Annotated in this window: 14 protein-coding genes; 9 read left to right on the forward strand and 5 right to left on the reverse strand. The window is 71.4% G+C overall.

Features of this window, described 5'->3' with window-relative positions; all coding sequences use genetic code 11:
• Window positions 1–49 precede the first annotated feature (49 nt).
• The 4 genes from QQY66_RS41205 to QQY66_RS41220 all read left to right on the forward strand — a co-directional run bounded on the left by QQY66_RS41205 (window position 50) and on the right by QQY66_RS41220 (window position 7502).
• Window positions 50–1042 carry an ABC transporter permease gene (locus QQY66_RS41205; protein ID WP_301987663.1) on the forward strand — a complete coding sequence of 331 codons (993 nt, stop codon included), beginning with the start codon at window positions 50–52 and terminating at the stop codon, window positions 1040–1042.
• Window positions 1039–1857, forward strand: coding sequence for an ABC transporter permease (locus tag QQY66_RS41210; RefSeq protein ID WP_301985515.1), 819 nt, complete (start codon window positions 1039–1041; stop codon window positions 1855–1857). The genes QQY66_RS41205 and QQY66_RS41210 overlap by 4 nt, the downstream gene beginning before the upstream one ends.
• Window positions 1854–3392, forward strand: coding sequence for an ABC transporter ATP-binding protein (locus tag QQY66_RS41215; protein WP_301985516.1), 1539 nt, complete (start codon window positions 1854–1856; stop codon window positions 3390–3392). The genes QQY66_RS41210 and QQY66_RS41215 overlap by 4 nt, the downstream gene beginning before the upstream one ends.
• A gap of 207 nt (window positions 3393–3599) precedes the next feature.
• The gene (locus QQY66_RS41220) at window positions 3600–7502 is read left to right on the forward strand and encodes a glycoside hydrolase family 2 TIM barrel-domain containing protein (RefSeq protein WP_301985518.1); all 3903 of its coding nucleotides are present in this window, start codon (window positions 3600–3602) and stop codon (window positions 7500–7502) included.
• Between the two features lie 14 nt (window positions 7503–7516).
• Here the strand turns inward: QQY66_RS41220 and QQY66_RS41225 are convergent, their stop codons facing one another.
• The 5 genes from QQY66_RS41225 to QQY66_RS41245 form a co-directional block, all read right to left on the reverse strand.
• A complete protein-coding gene (locus tag QQY66_RS41225; protein WP_301985519.1) occupies window positions 7517–8452 on the reverse strand; it encodes an endonuclease/exonuclease/phosphatase family protein in 936 nt (311 codons plus the stop codon).
• Between the two features lie 66 nt (window positions 8453–8518).
• Window positions 8519–10042, reverse strand: coding sequence for an ABC transporter ATP-binding protein (locus QQY66_RS41230; protein ID WP_301985520.1), 1524 nt, complete (start codon window positions 10040–10042; stop codon window positions 8519–8521).
• Window positions 10043–10047: 5 nt separating this feature from the next.
• On the reverse strand, window positions 10048–10869 hold the full coding sequence (locus QQY66_RS41235) for an ABC transporter permease (protein WP_301985522.1): 822 nt from the start codon (window positions 10867–10869) through the stop codon (window positions 10048–10050).
• A complete protein-coding gene (locus QQY66_RS41240) occupies window positions 10866–11879 on the reverse strand; it encodes an ABC transporter permease (RefSeq protein WP_301985523.1) in 1014 nt (337 codons plus the stop codon). The genes QQY66_RS41235 and QQY66_RS41240 overlap by 4 nt, the downstream gene beginning before the upstream one ends.
• Complete coding sequence (locus QQY66_RS41245) at window positions 11864–13417, reverse strand: ABC transporter substrate-binding protein (RefSeq protein ID WP_301985524.1); 1554 nt, start codon at window positions 13415–13417, stop codon at window positions 11864–11866. The genes QQY66_RS41240 and QQY66_RS41245 overlap by 16 nt, the downstream gene beginning before the upstream one ends.
• Before the next feature lie 317 nt (window positions 13418–13734).
• Between QQY66_RS41245 and QQY66_RS41250 the strand changes: the two genes are divergently transcribed.
• Genes QQY66_RS41250 through QQY66_RS41270 form a run of 5 tightly spaced genes read left to right on the forward strand, consistent with a single transcriptional unit; the run spans window position 13735 to window position 19542 of the window.
• Window positions 13735–14724, forward strand: a complete 990-nt coding sequence (locus tag QQY66_RS41250) for a TauD/TfdA family dioxygenase (protein ID WP_301985525.1) — start codon at window positions 13735–13737, stop codon at window positions 14722–14724.
• A 23-nt stretch (window positions 14725–14747) separates the two neighbouring features.
• Complete coding sequence (locus tag QQY66_RS41255) at window positions 14748–15752, forward strand: ornithine cyclodeaminase family protein (protein ID WP_301985526.1); 1005 nt, start codon at window positions 14748–14750, stop codon at window positions 15750–15752.
• A gap of 41 nt (window positions 15753–15793) precedes the next feature.
• A complete protein-coding gene (locus tag QQY66_RS41260) occupies window positions 15794–17089 on the forward strand; it encodes a Y4yA family PLP-dependent enzyme (protein WP_301985527.1) in 1296 nt (431 codons plus the stop codon).
• 30 nt (window positions 17090–17119) lie between these two features.
• On the forward strand, window positions 17120–18148 hold the full coding sequence (locus QQY66_RS41265; RefSeq protein ID WP_301985528.1) for a cysteine synthase family protein: 1029 nt from the start codon (window positions 17120–17122) through the stop codon (window positions 18146–18148).
• A 5-nt stretch (window positions 18149–18153) separates the two neighbouring features.
• Window positions 18154–19542 carry an MATE family efflux transporter gene (locus QQY66_RS41270; protein ID WP_301985529.1) on the forward strand — a complete coding sequence of 463 codons (1389 nt, stop codon included), beginning with the start codon at window positions 18154–18156 and terminating at the stop codon, window positions 19540–19542.
• Window positions 19543–19643 lie beyond the last annotated feature (101 nt).

A 19643-nucleotide genomic window follows, 5' to 3' on the forward strand; every position in this document is an offset into this window, starting at 1 on the left:
CGGGCTGAGTCGGTTGCGGTCCGTCAACGCCCTAAAGGGGCGCGGGGAACTGCGCGACAAGCCACGACGGAGCAGCAGCCGACAGACGGCATCCCGCGGCACATCCTTCGTCGTCCGGCGCCTTATGCTCGGCGGAGCCCAAACCGTGGCCGTCGTGCTGCTGGTCTTCGCGCTCACCGAGGCGCTGCCGGGCGACGCCGCGGTCGCCCTCGCCGGTGACCAGCCCGACCCGGCCCGGATCGCCGCCATCCGTGAGGCGATGGACCTGGACCGGCCTGCGTACGAGCGGCTGCTCGACTGGGCATCCGGGCTGCTGCACGGCGACTTCGGCACGTCCTTGACCTCCGGGCGGCCGGTCGGGCAGTACATCTCGGACGGCTTCGGGCCCACCCTGCTGCTCGCCGGCCTCACCGTCGCGCTGCTGATCCCGCTCGGCTTCGGGCTCGGTGTGCTGGCCGCCCGGCACGAGGGGCGGCTCGTCGACCGGCTGGTCAGCTCGGTGACGCTCGCCGTGTATGCGGTTCCCGAATTCGCCCTCGGCGTCCTCCTGATAACCGTCTTCGCGCTCCAACTGGGCTGGCTGCCGCCGACCGCCGTCGGTTACGGCACCGACCTGCTCGCCCACCCGGCCGCACTGGTCCTGCCCGTCCTGGTCCTGCTGTCCCGGCCGGTGTGCTCCATCGCCCGCCTCGTCCGCGCCGGCATGGTCGACGCACTGGCCTCCCCGTACGCGGCCCACGCCCACCGCTACGGCGTACCGGGCGCCCGCATCCGCTACACGCACGCCCTGCCCAACGCGCTCGCCCCGGCCGCGCAGCAACTCGCCCGCACCATCGACTGGCTGCTGTGCGGCGTCATCGTCGTGGAGGCCCTGTACGTGATCCCCGGACTCGGCACCGTCCTGCTCAACGCCGTCGCCGAACGCGACGTACCGGTGGTGCAGGGACTCGCCGTCGTCTTCGGCGTCCTGACCGTCGTACTGAACCTCGGAGCGGACCTGGTGGCCCATCGGCTGACCCCACGGGCGGGGGTGGCCGCGTGAAGGCCCGGCGCTACTTCCTCGGCATCGCGGTCATCGCCGTACCCCTCGTCCTCGCCCTCCTCGGGCCGCTGTTCGCGGGCGAACCGGGCCCGCGCGCCCCGTCGTTCACGCTCGGCGACGGGCACTGGCTCGGCACCGACTTCGTGGGCCGGGACGTCGGGCAGCAGGTGCTGCACGGCGGACGCCCGGTCGTCCTGACCGCGCTGGCCGCCACCGCGCTGGCCTATCTGGTCGCGCTGCCGGTCGGGCTCGTCAGCGCGCTCACCCACCGCCGCTGGCTGGAGGAGACGCTGATGCGGCCGCTGGACGTGCTGCTCGCGGTGCCCTCGCTGCTGCTGATCCTGCTGGTGGCGTCGGTGTTCACGCCGGGGGCGACCGGGCTGGCGCTGCTGGTCGCGCTGGTCAACGTGCCCGACGCGGCACGCATCGTGCGGGCCGCCGCAGCGGAGGCCGCCGCGCGTCCGGCCGTCGAGGCGCTGCGGATGCAGGGCGAGACGTGGTGGCGCACGGCTGTCGGATATGTCGGCCGGTCGATGCTGCGCACTCTCGCCGCCGACGCGGGCATCCGGCTCACCGGCGTGCTGTACCTGGTGGCCACGGCGGCGTTCCTCGGTGTCGGGGTCGCGCCGGACGCGGCGGACTGGGCGGTCATGGTCGACCGCAACCGCACCGGACTGTTCGTGCAGCCCTGGGCCGTGGTGGTGCCCGCGCTGCTGATCGTCGCGCTGACGATGGGCAGCAACCTGCTCTTCGACGCGGCGCTGGAGAAGCGAGACCTGCCACTGAAGAAGCGAGAGAAGGAACGATCGTTGTGAGTGAGAGTGACACTCCCGTCGCCGAGATCCGCGACCTGCGCGTGGAGATCGACGGCCACGCGATCGTGGACGGCGTGAACCTGCGGGTCCTGCCCGGACGGGTGACGGCTCTGGTCGGCGCCTCCGGAAGCGGCAAGACCACGACGGGGCTCGCGCTGCTCGGGGAGTACCCGCCCGCGGCCCGCGTCAGCGGCGACGTACGCGTCTCGGGGAACGTCGGCTACGTACCGCAGCACCCCGCCGCCGTCCTCAACCCCGCGCGCCGGGTCTCGGCGCTGCTGACCGACATCGCCCGCACGCAGGTACGCGACCTGCCGCGTGCTCAGCGCAGGGCTGCCGCCCGCGAACGCGTCCTCCGCGCCCTCTCCGACGCCCAGCTCCCGGACGCTGAGCCCCTGTTGGGGCGCTACCCACACCAGCTCTCCGGCGGCCAGCAGCAACGCGTCGTCCTCGCGCAGGCCCTCCTGCTCGGCGCCCGGGTGATCGTCGCGGACGAACCCACCACCGGGCAGGACGCGTTGACCAAGAGCCGGATCGTCGACGAACTGGCGGCGGTCGCGGCACGCGGTATCGCGGTCGTGCTGCTCAGTCATGACCTGGACGTGGTGCGCACGCTCGCCGACGACGTACTGGTCATGAAGGCGGGCCGGGTGGTGGAGTCGGGCCCGGCCGAACGGCTCTGGCTCGCACCCCGGCACGAGTGGACCCGCGGGCTCCTCGACGCCCGGCCCCCGGCCCCGCAGGAGTATCCCGCCGAGGACACGACGGAACCCGTCCTGCGCGTCCGCGACCTGACCGCCCGCCACGGCAGGAGCGCCGTCCTGCGCACCGGCGGCCTCGCCGTCCACCCCGGTGAGTGCCTGGCCGTCGTCGGCCGCTCCGGCAGCGGCAAGACCACCCTCGCCCGCTGCCTGGCCGGACTCCACCGCGACCACGACGGCGAGATCGACCTCGACGGCACCCCGCTGCCGCGCAGCCTCCGCCACCGCGACCGGGCTCAGCTGAGGGCGGTCCAGTACGTCTTCCAGGACGCACGGGCCGCCTTCGACGAGTACCGGCCGGTCCTCGACCAGGTCGCCCGGACGGCCGTACGCCTGCGCGGCATCGACCCGCGCACGGCCGGGGAGGAGGCCCTGACGACACTCATCGGCCTCGGCCTCGCCCCCGGTCCGGCCCGGCGCCGCCCGCCGCAGCTGTCCGGCGGCGAGCTCCAGCGCGCGGCCCTGGCCCGGGCGCTGCTCGCGCACCCCCGGGTGCTGATCTGCGACGAGATCACCTCGGGCCTGGACACGGTCACCCGGCGCGGCATCCTCGACGTCCTCGAAGGGCTCCTGCGCGACCGCGACGACCTCTCCCTCGTCCTGATCACCCACGACCTGGACACCGCACGCCTGGCGCACCGCATCGCCGTACTGGACGCGGGAGAGCTGGTCGAGCAGGGCCCGGCCGACCGGATCCTGACCGCGCCGCAGCACCCGTTCACCGTGTCGCTGATGGAGACGACGGCCCGGCTGGAGGCGGGAACAGGGCCCTGACCTCGATGTGCGGCGTCGAAACCCGTTACGCCGGCGCCCGACCATTCGAACCCCCTTGCTGTGAGGCCCGACTGATGTCCGATCAGGACCCAACAAAGTCCGACAGGAATGTTGCTTCTGATGCGTTCGGAACCTAGTGATATGGACAGGATCCGACGCAAGCACCCAGTGGTGCAGCGCACTGTCGTTCTGAGGAAGGTCTCGGTCATGCCGCACCCGCACGCGCACCAGCACTCCTCGCCCGCCTCTCCCGCCGAACGGCCGGTCATCAGCCGCCGCCGTCTCCTCGAGTCGTCCGCCGCCGTCCTCGGCGCCCTCGCCCTGTCGTCCACGCCGGCCCAGGCGTCAACCAGGCGTGCCGCGCCGGACGCCACTGTGGAGTGGAACGGCAACATCGCCCTCTTCCGGCTCGGCACCGAGCCGCCGCACACCACCCTCATGCCGTACGCGGACGTGAGACAGGCACTGGCCGCCGACCGCACCCGCTCGCCCTACCGGCAGAGCCTCGACGGCACCTGGAAGTTCGCCTACGCCGACCGCCCCGACGACCGCGACGCCGACTTCTACCGCACCGACGTCGACGACAAGGACTGGGACACCCTGCCCGTCCCGTCGGTCTGGCAGCTGCACGGTTACGACTTCCCGATCTACGTCAACATCACCTACCCCTGGTGGGGCGCCAACGGCCTGGGAGAGGAGCCGCAGCCCCCGGCCGCGCCGACCCGCTACAACCCGGTCGGCCAGTACCGGCGCACCTTCACGGTCCCCAAGGACTGGGCGGGCCGGCGGACCTTCCTGCACTTCGAGGGCGTCAAGTCGGCCCACTACGTGTGGATCAACGGCGAACTGGTCGGCTACCACGAGGACTCCTTCACCCCGGCCGAGTACGACATCACCGAGCACCTGAAGCCCGGCACCAACCAGATCGCCGTGGAGGTGTACCGCTACTCCGACGGCGACTGGCTGGAGGACCAGGACATGATCCGGCTGAGCGGTATCTTCCGCTCGGTCTACCTGTACTCCACCCCGGCCGTGCACCTGCGCGACTTCAAGCTGGACACCCCGCTGAGCGACGACTACACGGCCGCCGAGCTGTCGGTGACGGCGAGCGTGCGGGCGTACGGCACTGCGGGCGGCGGCCGGTACACCGTCGAGACGCAGCTGTACGACGACCGGGGCCACGCCGTCTGGTCCCGGCCTCTGCAACAGACCGTCGATGTCGGCGCGGCGGGCGAGGATGCGACCGTACAGGCTCAAAAGGCCGTAGCGGCACCGGAGTTGTGGTCGGCGGAGCACCCGAACCTCTACACCGCCGTCCTGCGGCTGCGCGACCGGGCCGGAAAGGTGATCGAGACCCTTTCCCACCGCGTCGGCTTCCGCGAGTTCGCGCTCAAGGACGGGCTGATGCGCATCAACGGCAAGCCCGTCTCCTTCCGCGGCACCAACCGGCACGAGATGCACCCGGCTCGCGGCACCGCGCTCACCCGAGCGGACATGGTGCTGGACATCGAGGTCATCAAGCGGATGAACATGAACACCGTCCGGACCTCGCACTACCCGGACAACCCGCTCTGGCTCGAACTCGCCGACGAATACGGCCTGTACATCGTCGACGAGACCAACCTCGAAACCCACGGCATCCGCGACGAATACCCGGGCAACCACGCCGACTGGAGCGAGGCCTGCGTGGCCCGCGCCCAGAACATGGTCCACCGGGACAAGAACCACGCGTCGGTCGTCATCTGGTCGCTCGGCAACGAGGCGGGCGCCGGCAGCACCTTCGTCAACATGCACAACTGGATCCGCTCGTACGACACGACCCGCGTCATCCAGTACGAGGGCGACGACCGCCCGGGCGTCAGCGACATCCGCTCCGAGATGTACGACAGCCCGGCGCGCGTGGAGGCCCGTGCGAAGGACACCGCCGACACCCGGCCGTACGTCATGATCGAGTACTCGCACGCGATGGGGAACTCGAACGGCAACTTCAAGAAGTACTGGGACATCGTCCGCCGTTACGACGTCCTCCAGGGCGGCTGGATCTGGGACTTCATGGACCAGGCCGTGTCCTGGCCCACCCCGACGCGCAAGCTGTTCACCGACTCCGGGCCGAAGAAGCTGAAGGGCGAGATCCTCGCGCCCAGCGGCACCTTCGACCGTGACAAGGGCGTCTATGGCGGAACCGTTTTCGCCCGCGACGCCTCCCTCGACCTCACCGGCTCGCTCACGCTGGAAGCGTGGATCACCCCGCACGTGACCGGTTACCACCAGCCGATCCTCGCCAAGGGCGACACCCAGTACGCGCTCAAGCAGACCAACAAGAACATCGAGTTCTTCATCCACGGCGGCGGTCAGTGGATCACGGCCAGTTGGCCGGTACCCGCGGACTGGACCGGTAAGGAGCATCACGTCGTAGGCGTTTTCGACGCCGATGCGGGCACCGTCACCCTCTACGTCGACGGCGAGGTGCGGGCCACCCGCACCACCACCCGCAAGCCCAGCAGCAACACCGCGCCGCTCTCACTCGCCACCGACGCCGACAACTGGTCCCGCGAGTTCAGCGGCACGATCCGCCGCGCCCGTGTCTACGCCCGCGCCCTCACCGCCGCCGAACTCGCCTCCGGCAGCCGTGGCCCCGGTGACGAGGGCGTGCGGTTCTGGTTCGACGCGGCCACGGTCGGCTTCACCGAGAAGCGGTCGCCGGAGAAGACCTTCTTCGCGTACGGCGGCGACTGGGGCGACAACCCCAACGACGGGAACTTCGTCGCGGACGGCATCGTCACCGCCGACCGGGGCCACACCGGCAAGGCCGCCGAGGTCAAGCAGATCTACCAGGCGATCCATGTCACAGCGAGCGGCGGCCCGGGAGCGGTGACGCTCATCAACGAGAACCTCTTCACCAACCTCCGTGAGTTCGACGGCAGTTGGACGCTCATCGGCGACGGAAAGGTCGTCCAGCGGGGGAAGCTGACCCGCGCGCAGCTGGACGTACCGCCGCTGTCCGAGAAGAAGATCACCGTGCCGGTGCGGCTGCCGGCGAACCCGGCGCCGGGCGCGGAGTACTTCCTGCAGCTGTCCTTCACCACCAAGGAAGCCACGAAGTGGGCGAAGGCCGGCTTCGAGGTGGCCAAGCAGCAACTGCCCCTGGACGCGGGCAGTCCGGCCGTGACACCGGTGCCGCTGGCGAGGGTGCCCGAGCTGCGTCACCAGGACGGAACCGCTTCCGTAAAGGTGACCGGCCAGGGCTTCTCGGTCACCGTCGACAAGAGCAGCGGCCTCATCACGTCGTACGAATCCCGGGGCACCCGGCTCATCAGCTCCGGGCCCGTGCCGAACTTCTGGCGGGCGCCGACCGACAACGACAAGGGCAACGGCCAGCACACCCGCAACCAGACCTGGCGGGACGCGGGCGCGAACCGCAAGGTCACGGACGTCGGTGTGCGTGAACTGCAGGGCAGGGCCGTCGAGATCAAGGTCAGCGGCACCCTGCCGACGTCGGTCGAGTCGACGTACACCACCACCTACACCGTTTTCGGGAACGGCGAGATCAAGGTCGACCACACGCTGCACCCGGGCGCGTCGAGCCTGCCGTACATCCCGGAGGTCGGCACCCTGCTGTTCCTGCCGGGGCGGCTGGACCGCGTGCACTACTACGGGCGTGGTCCCGAGGAGAACCACTGGGACCGCAACAACGGCACGGACGTGAGCCTGTACTCCGGGACCGTCGACGGGCAGTGGACCCCGTACATCCGGCCGCAGGAGAACGGCAACAAGACCGACGTCCGCTGGTTCGCGCTGACCGACCGGCGCGGCAACGGGCTTCTCGTCAGCGGCGAACCCCTACTGGAGGTCAGTGCCTCGCACTTCACCCCGGAGGACCTGTCGGTCGGCGCGCGCCACGACTACCAGCTCACCCCGCGTGAGGAGGTCGTCCTGCGCGTGAACCACCGGCAGATGGGAGTGGGCGGCGACAACAGCTGGGGCGCGCACACGCACGACGAGTTCAAGCTGTTCGCCAACCGGGACTACGCGTACACCTATCGGCTGCGGCCGATCAGCGACGTGGCCGGGGCGACGGCGGCCTCGCGGCGGCCCACGGCGACCCAGTAGCCGTCGAGCAGCCGTCACAACCGGATACGGGCGGCGACCGGCACATGGTCGCTGCCCGTGTCCGGCAGCGTCCAGATGCGGGTGACCGTCGCGTCCCTGGCCAGGATCTGGTCGATCCTGGCCAGCGGGAACGACGCGGGCCAGCTGAAGGCGAGCCCCCTGCGCGGTGCGCTCACGTGTGCGCGCACCGGGTCCAGCCCGCGGTCGTCGACCGTGCTGTTGAGGTCGCCGAGCAGGATCACGTCCGGCAGCCGCTCCGCGTCCAGTGCCCGGCCGAGCAGGGCCGCGCTCTCGTCCCGGAGTGCGGTGTCGAACCCGGCGCCGAGGCGGACGGAGGGGAGGTGCGCGACGTACACCGCGACCTCGCCGGACGGGGTCGCGGCGGTGGCCCGCAGTCCGCGGTTCCAGTCCGTCCCCACGCCGGTCGGCCTGATGTCGACGGCACGGACGTCGGTGAGCGGGTATCTGGACCACAGGCCGACCGTGCCCACGACGGCGTGGTGCGGGTAGTCGAGCGCCGCCGTGAACTCCCTTGCGTGGGACGGCGTCACCTCTTCGAGGGCGATCAGGTCGGCGTCGGCCCGCAGCAGGGTGCGGGCGGTTCCGGCCGGGTCCGGGTTGACGTCGCTGACGTTGTGCTGCACCGCCGTGAGGTCGTACGCCCCGTCCGACCGGGGGAGCAGCGGCCCGCCGAAGAGAGCCAGCCACGCCACCAGCGGCGGCAGGACCGCGGTGAGGGCGCCTGGTGACCGCCGCAGCAGCGCCACGCCCGCCAGGACCGGGACGGCCAGACCGAGCCAGGGCAGGAAGGTCTCCAGCAGACTGCCCAGCCGGCCGACCCGGTTGGGCACGACGGCGTGAAACGTCAGCACACAGGCGACGAGCACACTCGCGACCCACGCGCCGCGCGGTCGGAACCAGGTGCTCAGGGCCTGCCGCGCAGGGCTCACAGGACTCGCAGGACTCGCAGGACTCTCAGGGCTCATAGGTCTCGTACGACGCCCAGCCCGGCGATCTCAGTTCCCCAGCGGAACTCCCGTCGCCAGCGCCGCCGTCACCGGATGGGACGGGGACGCGAACAGCTGTGCCGTCGGCCCTGACTCGACGGCGTGACCGTCGGACATGACCACCAGCCCGTCCGTCCGGTCGGCGACCAGGCGCAGGTCGTGGCTGACCAGGACCAGGGACAGACCGCGGCTCTCCCGCAGTTCCGCCAGCAGGTCCATGACGGCGACCGCCGTGTCCCCGTCGAGCGCGGAGGTCACCTCGTCGCACATCAGCACGTCCGGGTCGGCCGCCAGGGCGCGGGCGATGGCGGCGCGCTGCCGCTGGCCCCCGGAGAGTTCGTGGGGGTAGCGATCGGCGAAGGCCGCCGGGAGGCCGACGCTGTCCAGGAGTTCCAGGACCCGGTCGGGCGCCCCGGCCCGGTCCGCGCGGCCGTGCAGCAGCAGGGGGCGGCGCAGGGTGGCCCCGATGGTGCGGCTCGGGTTGAGCGTGCCCAGCGGGTCCTGCGGGACGAGTTGCAGACGGCGCCGCTGTTCCCGGGAGCGGCGCCGGGCGGTGGGGCCCAGACGGGTGCCGTCCAGGGTGACGCTGCCCGCGGTGGGGCGGTGCAGGCCGACGAGCGTGCGCAGCAGCGTGGTCTTGCCGGAGCCGGAGGCCCCGACGACGCCGATGCTGGTTCCGGCCGGGACGGCGAGGTCGATGCCGTGCAGGACGGGCGTACGGCGGCCCCGGTGCGCGTAGGCCGCGTGCAGGCCGGAGACGGTGAGCACGGCCGGGGCGTCGGACGGCACCGGATCGCGCGGGGTCGCGTCCGGGCGCGGCGGCTTCGTCGGCCGTGCGCCCGTCAGGTCCACCACGTCGTCCGCGAGCCGGTCGACCAGGCCGGGGTCGTGGCAGGCGAGGGCGACGGCCAGCCGGTGGCTCTCGGCGAGGTGCCGCAGCAGATCGGCGATCTCGTCGCGCAGCGCCGGATCGAGACCGGCGGTGGGCTCGTCGAGCAGCAGCACGGCAGGGCGGCGGGCCAGCGCCCGGGCGAGCGCCACCCGGCGCTGCTGACCGCCCGACAGCCCGCCGATCCGTCGGTCCGCCAGCCCGTTCTCCAGGGGCAGCCTGACCTCGGTGAGCAGCGCCTCGATCGCCTCCTTGCCGCGCTCGACGGCGACTTCGGCGAGCAGGCGGCGCACCTTCATCCGCGGGTTGAGGGCGGAGGCGGGGTCCTGGCCGACGTAGGCGAGACGGTGTCGGCGCAGGTCGCGCAGGTCGGGGGCGGACAGGGCGAGGGGGTCGCGGCCGAGGACGGTGACGGTTCCGGCGGTGCGGCGCGCGCCGGGCGGCAGGGCGCCGGCGACGGCCCGCAGCAGGGTGGTCTTGCCGCAGCCGGAGGGGCCGGTGACGGCGGTGATCCGGCCGGGGCGTATGTCGAGGCCGGCGGCGTCCAGCAGATGACGGCCGTCGCGGGCGGCGACGGTCAGGCCGCTGACCCGGACCGCGAACTCGCCCTCTTCGTCCGGGACTTCGGGATACCAGTCGGGCATGTGGTTCACAGCGCGGGCACCGCCTTCCGGCCGGTCTGGGGGACGAGGGCGGCGGCTGCCAGGTTGACGCTCATGGCGAGCAGGCCGATGCCGATGCTGGGCGCGAGCACGGCCCAGGGGTTGAGCAGGATGCCGCCGGAGTTCTCGCGGATCATCAACGCCCAGTCGGCGGCGGGCGGTTGGGGTCCCACCTGGAGGAAACCGGCCGTCGCGACCAGATAGACGGCGGCGACGAACCGCAGCCCGAACAGCGCCAGCAGGGTGGCCCGCAGATTGGGCAGCACCTCCCGCACGACGAGATACCAGAGCCGTTCACCGCCGACGGTCGCCGCCTCCACATACCCGGACGCGGCCACCGGAGCCGCCGCGCCCGCGACCAGCCGCACCGCGTAGGGGACGCCCAGCACGACCGACGCGGTGACCACGGCGAGCCGTCCGCCGTTCGGCCAGGACAGCGTGACGAGCAGGATGCCGAGGACGGCGGGCAGCAGCATCAGCACGTCCGCGACCCGCTCGATGATCCGCCCGACGGCCGGGCGCAGCACGCTGACCGCACCCAGCAGCGCCGCCGCACCGGTGACGAGGACCGCGACGAGCAGCGAGGTGACGACGAGTTCACGTCCCCCCGCGAGGATCCGGCTCAGCACGTCCCGCCCCAACTGGTCGCCGCCGAGCGGGGCGGCACCGCCGGGCTCCGCGTACGGGGCGGTGATGGGGGCGTCGATGGCGTGCGGGGCGAGCCAGGGCCCGGCGAGGGCGAGGGCGGTGAGCAGCAGCGCGGGCAGCACGCGCAGGACGACCGGACGGCGCCAGGCGGTGATGGTCATGTCCGGCCTCCCGAGGCCCAGGCGCGGATGAGGTCGGAGAGCAGCAGCACGCCGGTGATGACGACCCCCGTGACGGCGACGACACCCGCGATGACAGGGCTGTCCCGGTCGGCGACAGCTCCGGCCAGGACCGAGCCGATACCGGGGTAGTTGAAGATGGTCTCCACCACGACCGCACCGCCCAGCAGCATCCCGGTCGAGGTGGCGAGTCCGGCGGCGATGGTGGGCAGCGCCCCGGGCAGCAGGTGATGCGTGAAGACACGGTGCCGCGGGAGTCCGTCGAGGACGGCGGTCTCGATGTGCGGCGCCTTGGCCTCGTCGGCGAGCGCCGCCCTCACGATCCGGGTGTTCCAGCCGATCTGCGGGATCGCCAGCGCCAGCACGGGCAGCACGAGCATCTCCCAGGAGGCGGGCGAGCCGTCGGCGTCGGTGAGCGTGACCGCGGGCAGCCAGTCCGTCCACAGCGCGAACACCAGCACCAGGGCCACCGCGACCACGAACTCGGGCAGCGCGAGGATCCCGGTGGCACTCGCCGACACCGTACGGTCCACCGGGCCCTCGGGTCTGGCGGCGGCCCAGCAGCCGAGGGCGACCGAGGCCACCAGCGTCACCAGCAGCGCAAGACCGCCGAGCAGCAGCGTGTTGGGGAACGGACGGGAGAGCAGGTCGGCGACCGACTCGCCCCGCGCGGACGTGCCGAGATCCCCGGTGGGCAGGCCGCTCATCCAGTGCCAGAAGCGCTCCAGGACCGGCTGGTCCAGGCCCAGCAGCCGACGCCGCTCGGCGATGCCGGCCGCGCTCTCCCCGCGCTCGGAGGTGGCGTCCGCCGCGTTGCCCGGCAACAACTCCACGGCGGCGAAGACGAAGGCGAGCAGCAAGGCCAGCAGCAGCGCCCGGCGGGCGAGCACCCCGGCCACCGCCGTGACCGTACGCAACACGGCCGGGGCCGTCCGGGGCTCGCTGCCCTGGGACGGCCCGCTCCGTGTCGCCGGGATCAGCGAGCCAGCCATGCCGTCTCGAGCTGGACGCGCCCATAGCCGGGCAGGGTGGGCAGGTCACGCACGGCAGCGGCGGCGAGATCGATGCCGTCGGCCATGCCCCACAGCAGATAGCCGGACTCGTCGAACTCGATCTGCTGAAGCTCGTGCAGCACCTTCGCGCGAGCGGCCGCGTCCTTGGTTCCCATGGCCTTGCGGTACGAGGCGTCGAACTCGGCGTTCTTCCAGCCCGCCTCGTTCTGCCCCGAGTCGGACACCATGGTCTTGCTGGCGAAGAACACCACGGAGTCGTTGGTGCCCCAGTACGTGCTGTACAGGTCGCCCTTGAGCCAGGTCTTGTCCCAGAACGTGGCCGACTCCTGCTTGGTCACCTTCACCTTCACCCCGGCCTCACGGACCTGGGAGGCGAAAAGGGTGGCCGCCTCGGCGAGGCCCGGGATGTCCTCGGTGGTCAGCAGCTCGTACGTCTTCGACAGGTCGAACTCCGCCTCCGCCAGCAGGGACTTGGCCTTGGCCAGATCGCGGGTGCGCTGCGGGATGTCCTTGGCGTAGACGGGGTCGCCGGTGCCGAGGATGTCGTTGGCGACCGTGCCGTAGCCGGACAGCACCTGCTTGACCATGGCCTCACGGTCCACGGCCAGCCGCAGCGCCTCCCGCACCTTCGCGTCCGCGAACGGGCCGTCGGCGGTACGCATCACGATCGGCATCGCCATGTCGTTGGGCCGCCGGACGATCTGGATGTCCCCCCGGCTCTCGGCCGTACGGGCCGCCACCGCACCGACGTTGGACGCGACGTCGATCTGCCCGGCCAGCAGAGCGTTCGCCATCGCCTGCGGGCTCTCGAAGATCTTGACCTCGATGGCGTCGAGGTACACGTCACCGCCGTACCAGTCCTCGTTGCGCACCAGGCGGGCGTTGCCGGAGCGGAACCAGTCCAGCTTGAACGGGCCCGTGCCGGGCGCCTTGCCGAGGTCCTTCTCCGCGGTGTCCTTCTTCAGGACGAACGTCGTCAGGCGCAGCAGCAGCGGCAGTTCGGCGTTGGCGTAGTCCGACACGAGTACGACGGTGCCGGTGCCCTCGGCCTTGATGTTCTCCGGCTTGATCCCGGGCAGCCGGGACGCGCCGGAGGGGGTGTTGCGCAGCCGCTTCAGCGACCAGACGACGTCCTCGGCGGTGACCGGGGAGCCGTCGTGGAACTTCGCACCCTTGGCGATGGTGAACTTCCACGTCTTGAGGTCGTCCGAGGGCTCCCAACGAGCCGCGAGCCGCGGCACGGTGTTGGGCTTGGTGCCGGGCACGGTGAGCGTGTCGTAGACCAGCGAAATGATCAGGTAGTCGCTCTCGTTGGCCTGTGTGCCGTGCGGATCACGGGTGATGGCCGACGCGCGGCCCAGTGCGCCGACCCGCAGGGTGCCACCGGGCCGCGGCTTTTCGTTCGCCTTGTCAGGCGAGTCGGACGAGGTCTCGTCATTGCCGCCGCAGGCGGCGAGAAGCACGGATGCGCCTATTCCGCCACCGGCAAGCAGCACTTGGCGCCTGTTCAGGTTCACTTTCGACCTCGTTCCACTGGAGTGGGGCATTTTGCTTAGGTGTGCCTACCCTAAGAAGATCCTTTTGGCAACCTGCGTGATGTCGTCGTTACGTGGTTTCGGGGGCGTCAAAGCCGCGCACAGAAGCACGTCTTGGCGCATGGGAGGTCAATGAGGTGATGCGGGGCACAGGGGCCCTAGTTAGGGTTGCCTTACCTAAATCGGGTTGGTATACGTTGCAGGCGCCGCTGCCACAGTCGATTCTCAGGTTGGCGCATCACGAGACCGCACCCCCCGCCCAGAGCCCCACTCCGCACCCTGAAACGGACGTCTCTGTCATGCCCTTGGGAGCCGCATCCCTGCGTCAGCTCGCCCCGCACGCCGTTGCCGAGCTGACCGAAGCAGCCCAGAAGATCCTTGCCGACTCCGGCGGTTCGACCGCCCGGCCCGAACTCCTCCGACGCGTTGCCCAGGCCTCGGCCGATCTTGACGAAACGATTCGTCACGCCTGTCGCCCCGTCGACACCGACGACGGTCTGTTCGTCCTGCGCGGCCTGACCGTCGACGACACCGAGATCGGCCCCACGCCCGCCAGTTGGGCCACCGCCGACGACACGGCCGCCGAGTGGGACGTACTCCTGCTGCTCCTCGCCACCGTGATGGGCCGGCCGATCGCCTGGGAGGGGCAGCAGGACGGCCGGTTCGTGCACAACATCGTGCCCGCGCCCGGCCACGAGCAGGAGCAGACCGGCGCCAGCAGCACCGTGCTGCTCAGCCCGCACACCGAGGACGCCTTCCACCCCGGCCGCGCGCATCTGCTCATGCTCGGCTGCCTGCGCAACCACGACGCCGTCGCCACCACCGCGGCCTCCGTCCGCAAGGTCCGCCTCGCCGAGGACGACGTCGCCCAACTGTCCCGCCCGGTGCTCCCGATCCTCCCCGACGACGCCTACACCGAGGCCCAGGGCTTCGCGGGCCCGCCGCCGAAGATCCCCGCCCTGTGGCAGTCCCCGGACGGCCCGACCCTGCGCTACGACCCCGCCTACACCCCACTCGACGACGCCCCCGCCGACCACCGCGCCGCCTACGACCGGCTGACCGCCGAACTGGAGCGTGTCTCGGTCGCCGTCAGCCTCGAACCCGGTGACGTCCTGGTCGTCGACAACGACCTGGTCGTCCACGGCCGCGTCCCGTTCCGAGCCCGCTACGACGGCACCGACCGTTGGCTGAAGCGGGCCTCGGTACGCGTCCCCGGCCGCCGCAGCCGCCCGCCCGCCGAGGCCGGCGAACACGGCTATGGGCAGGCCGTGTTGGTCGCCGACGTCTGATCACCGCCACGGAGGGAACAGCAGTGACCCAGAACCACATACCCGCACCCGACAAGAGCCTGCGCATCCTCAGCACCAGCGACCTCGCCGGCATCGACATCTCCCTCGCCGACGTCGTCGACGTGGTCGAGCAGGCCTACCGCACCCTTGCCGACGGCAAGTCGGCCAACCCGCGCAAGCTCACCGTCAAGCCCGAGGACGGCCACTCCGTCTCGTACGCCATGCTCGGCCGCGACGGTGTGCGGGGCGTCGTCGCGGTCAAGACGTCGTACAAGCACGGCCTGGACAAGGGCCGGGACGAGCAGCACTACTACACGACCCTGACCATCTACGACGACACCACCGGCCTGCCGGTCGCGATGATGGACTGCGGCCGCATCGGCTCGCTGCGCACCCCGGCCGTCTCCGCACTGCTCGCCCGCGAGTGCGCGGCCCTCGGCAGCCGCAGCGCCCTCGTCATCGGCACCGGGACGCAGGGGCGACTGGCCCTGCCCTTCCTGCTCACCACGCTGCCGCAGCTGGACCGGCTCATGGTGTACGGCACTCACCCGGAAGGTCTCGCGGCGGTGCGGGAGCGGTTCCACCACTACTTCCCGGAGCGGGAGTTGGAGGTCGTGGAGGACGTACGGGCCGCGGCTTCCGATGCCGATGTCGTGGTCGCCACCGCGGGCAACCACACCCCGGCCGCCGTGGAGTCCGACGACCTGAAGCCCGGCGCGCTGTCCATCCTGGTCGGCCACGGCATCGCGCCCTCCACCCTCCAGCGGGCGGATCGCGTCATCGCCACAAGCGAGGCCCAGATGAAGGTCACCGGCACCGACATGACCGACGCCAACGGCAACTTCCCGCCCGTCGACGCCGAGTTCCCCGAAGTCCTGGCCGGGCGGGCGCGGGGGCGGCACACGCCGGACGAGCGGATCTTCGCGTACAACAGCGGTCTGGTGGTCACCGACATCGCGCTCGGCCACCGGTTCGCACAGCTCGCCATCGAGCAGGGGCTGGGAACGCGGGTGTCGGTGTGGCAGTGAGCGCCTCTCCTGTGTCCGCATCCCTTTCGTCCGCTCCTCCCTTGCCCGCCCACCCGGACCCCGAGTTGGAGGCGATCCTCGGCAGCGGACTTCCGCACGAGCTGTCGTACGCCCTCGGCGGTCCGTTCCACCTGCTGCTGCCCGACCGCTTCGACGCCAACGCCGCCGCTTTCCGGGCGGTGTTGGCGGAGGCGGGCGTCGAGGGGCGCGTGTACTACGCGAAGAAGGCGAACAAGGCGGCGGCGTGGATCGAGCGCTGCGCCCTGACCGGCACGGGCGTCGATGTGGCCAGCGCCGGTGAGCTGCGGGACGCCCTCGGGTGCGGGGTTCGCGGCGAGGGCATCGTGGTGACCGGGCCCGCCAAGGCCGACGGGCTGCTGCGGGTCGCCGTGCTCCAGGGGTGCCTGATCGCGGTGGACGCCCTCGACGAACTGGACCGGATCATCGCCCTCGGGCGCCCCGCGCGGGTGCTGCTGCGGCGGCTTCCCCCTGCCCAGCCGCACAGCCGATTCGGGCTGGACGACGGGGAGTTGGAGACGGCGCTCGTACGGTGCCGGGAAGCAGGCCTGGTGATGGAGGGCTTCTCCTTCCATCTCTCCGGCTACGACCCGCAGGCTCGGGCCGAACTCGCCGCCGAACTGGTCGACTTGTGCCTCAAGGCACGGACGCTCGGCCTGCGCGCCGACCGGATCAGCATCGGCGGCGGATTCGCCGTCGACTACACGGACGCCGAGCACTGGGAGCGCTATCTGCGCGAACAGCGGCCCGAGCACTATCACGCGGGCAAGTCCTTCGCTCCGGCGGACTTCTACCCGTACCACTCGCCGGTGGCCGGTCCCGACGCGCTGCGCGCGGTGCTGGCCTCGGACGGCCTCGCCGGGCGGCTGCGTGAGGCGGGCGTGCAGCTGCTGCTGGAGCCCGGGCGGGCGTTGCTGGACCGGGCCGGGTGCACGGTGTTCCGCGTCCAAGGGGTGAAGGATCGCAGCGGGTACGGCATCGTCACCGTGGACGGCAGCAGTCTCAGCCTGTCCGAGCAGTGGTTCAGCAGTGAGTATCTGCCGGATCCGGTGCTGCTGCCGGTCGCTGGGGCCTCGGAGCCGTACGCCGCCTGTGTCGGTGGTGCCACCTGTCTGGAGTCCGACATGGTCACCTGGCGCAAGGTGCGCCTGTCTGCTCGCCCGGCCCTCGGTGACCTGCTGGTGTACCCCAACACCGCCGGATACCAGATGGACTCCAACGAGTCCCCGTTCCATGACCTCCCGCTCCCCCCGAAGGTCGTCCTCGACACCGCCGGCGATCGCGTCCGCTGGCGGCTCGACCGCCATCCACCCGCCTGACTCTCCCTACCCGAACTCTGGAGCCATCCGATGGACAAGGCGCTCTCGCGTCCCGCCGTGGTCAGCCGTGTCTCCGACCTCATCGGCCACACCCCGCTGTTCGAGCTGTGCCGCACCGGCGACGGCAGCCGACTGCTGCTGAAACTCGAGCAGTTCAACCCCACCGGCACCGCGAAGATCCGCATGGCACGCCAGATGGTCCTCGACGCCGAGGAACGCGGGCTGCTGGGCCCCGGCGGCCGGATCGTCGAGTCCACCTCCGGCAACACCGGCCTCGGTCTCGCCGTGATCGCCGCCGAACGCGGCTACACCTTCACCGCCGTCGTCGACCACCACGCCGCCGCCGACAAGCTGCGCGGCATGAAGGCGCTGGGCGCCGAACTCGTCTACGTCGCCGACGAGGGCGACGAGGAGCTGGCCACCGCCGCCCGCGAGGAGTTCGCCGAGAAGCTGGCCGCCGAGAGCGACAACGCCTACTTCACCGAGCAGCACAACAACCCGGCCAACGGCGTGGGCTACTACCCCGTGGCGCATGAACTCGACGCCGCCCTGGACGGCCGTATCGACATATTGATAGGCGCCGTAGGGACCGGCGGCGGGCTCTTCGGCACCGGGGGAGAGCTGCGCAGGACCGTGCCCGGGGTGCGGATCGTCGGGGTCGAGCCCAAGGGGTCGATCGCCTTCGGGCCGCCCGCCCACGACTACTACCAGTCCGGCACCGGCACGCCCGAGGGCGCCACCATCGGCGCCATGGTCGACTACGACCTGCTGGACGAGGGCGCGAAGGTCGGCGACGTCGAGGCGTTCGCCACCGCACGGGTCCTCGCCCGTCGCCTCGGGCTGCTCATCGGCGGCTCCGCGGGCGGGGTGGTGTACGAGGCGCTGACCCGGATGCCCGCGCTCGCCCCCGGCACGACTATGGTCGCCCTGATCAATGACGGCGGGGAGAAATACATGGACACCGTCTTCAACGACGACTGGATGAACGCCCGCCGGCTCATCGACCCCGACATCGAGCACGAGGTGGACGAGCTGCTCACCAAACTTCGCGAGAACTGACACCGATGCCGACACAGCTCACCGCTCTGCTGCGCGACAGCCGCGCCCTGGCCGCCCTGGCCGTACCGCTCGCCCTGACCCAGCTGGCCCAGGTCGCCCTCACCACCACCGACACGGTGATGATGGGCCTGATGGGCACCGAGGCCCTGGCCGGCGGCGGCCTGGCGATGGTCATCTTCAACCAGCTGCGCACCATGGGCGTCGGCATGGTCACCGCCGTCGGCAACCAGGTCTCCGCGGCCTCCGCCCATGCCGAGGACGAGACGCTCTCGCAGGAGGCGGCCGAGGAGGTCCGGGACGTCGTACGCGCCGCCCTCGCGCTCGCCACCCTCTCCGGGGTCGTCGGCGCGGTCGTCATCCTGCTGATCGGGCAGGCCGTCGCCTTCCTCGGCCAGGACCCCGAGGTCGTCGAGACCGCCTGGCCCGTGCTGCTCGCGCTCGCGCCCGGGCTGATCCCCTGCCTGTGGTTCCAGGTGATACGCCAGTTCACAGTCGGCATGCGCCGCCCCCAGGCCCTGCTGCAGATCACCATCGCGTCCGTCGCCGTCAACGCCGGCCTCAACTGGGCGCTCATCCACGGCACTTGGATACTGCCCGAGCTGGGCCTGCCCGGCATCGGCATCTCCACGTCCCTGGTGTACGCGCTGACCTGCGTGGCCCTGTACGCCTCCGCCCGCCGCGACCCGCAGCTCGCCCCGCTGCTGGACTTCCGCATCTGGAAGGCCCGCCCCGCGACCCTGCGCCGCCTGACCGGCCTGGGTGTCCCGATCGCCGCCACCTACGGCTCCGAGGCCGGGTTCTTCTCCGTCGTCGCCCTGCTGATCGGCACCTTCGGCAGCGCCGCGCTGGCCGCCCACACCGCCGTCAACCAGCTCATCTACATCGTCTTCCAGATCGCCGTCGGCCTGTCCCACGCCGCGTCCATCAACGTCAGCCGGGAACTCGCCCTCGACCGGGTCGACGCGGCGCAGCGCATCAAGAACACGGCGCTGGCGTGCGCGGCGGCGGTGATGGCGTTGGTCGGCGTGCTGTACCTGACCATCCCCGAGCTGGTCCTGCGCCCGTTCCTGGACGCGTCGTCCAACGCCGAGGACATCGCCACGAACCTGCTGCTCGTCGCCGCCGTCCTGCAGTTCTTCGACTGCGCGCAGAACATCGGCGTCGGTCTGTTGCGTGGCCTCGACGACACCAAGAGCGGCTTCCGTATCACCCTCGTCGGCTACTGGCTGATCGGGCTGCCCGCGGCCTGGATCTTCGGCAGCCTGGCGGGCTGGGACACGGTGGGTGTCTGGCTGGGGCTGCTGACGGGGCTGGCCGCGACGGCGATCCTGCTGCTACGGCGCTACAGCCGGGCCCTGTCCCTGCGGGTGAGCCGGCAGTCGGCCGCGGCATAACGGCATGTGATCCGCCCGGCCCCAGGGCACGCGAGGTCCATGTCGGATTCTCGCCAGCCAGGCGCCGGGCGGTGACCCATGCTGGAGGCTTGCAGAACGCG

The organism is Streptomyces sp. DG2A-72 (assembly GCF_030499575.1).
GTDB lineage: Bacteria > Actinomycetota > Actinomycetes > Streptomycetales > Streptomycetaceae > Streptomyces.

Excerpts from the sequence above, each read along its gene's own strand:
- QQY66_RS41235 (WP_301985522.1), bottom strand. The coding sequence starts at position 10,869 with ATGACCATCACCGCCTGGCGCCGTCCGGTCGTCCTGCGCGTGCTGCCC.
- QQY66_RS41265 (WP_301985528.1), top strand. The coding sequence starts at position 17,120 with ATGGACAAGGCGCTCTCGCGTCCCGCCGTGGTCAGCCGTGTCTCCGAC.
- QQY66_RS41220 (WP_301985518.1), top strand. The coding sequence starts at position 3,600 with ATGCCGCACCCGCACGCGCACCAGCACTCCTCGCCCGCCTCTCCCGCC.
- QQY66_RS41240 (WP_301985523.1), bottom strand. The coding sequence starts at position 11,879 with ATGGCTGGCTCGCTGATCCCGGCGACACGGAGCGGGCCGTCCCAGGGC.
- QQY66_RS41270 (WP_301985529.1), top strand. The coding sequence starts at position 18,154 with ATGCCGACACAGCTCACCGCTCTGCTGCGCGACAGCCGCGCCCTGGCC.
- QQY66_RS41250 (WP_301985525.1), top strand. The coding sequence starts at position 13,735 with ATGCCCTTGGGAGCCGCATCCCTGCGTCAGCTCGCCCCGCACGCCGTT.
- QQY66_RS41230 (WP_301985520.1), bottom strand. The coding sequence starts at position 10,042 with ATGCCCGACTGGTATCCCGAAGTCCCGGACGAAGAGGGCGAGTTCGCG.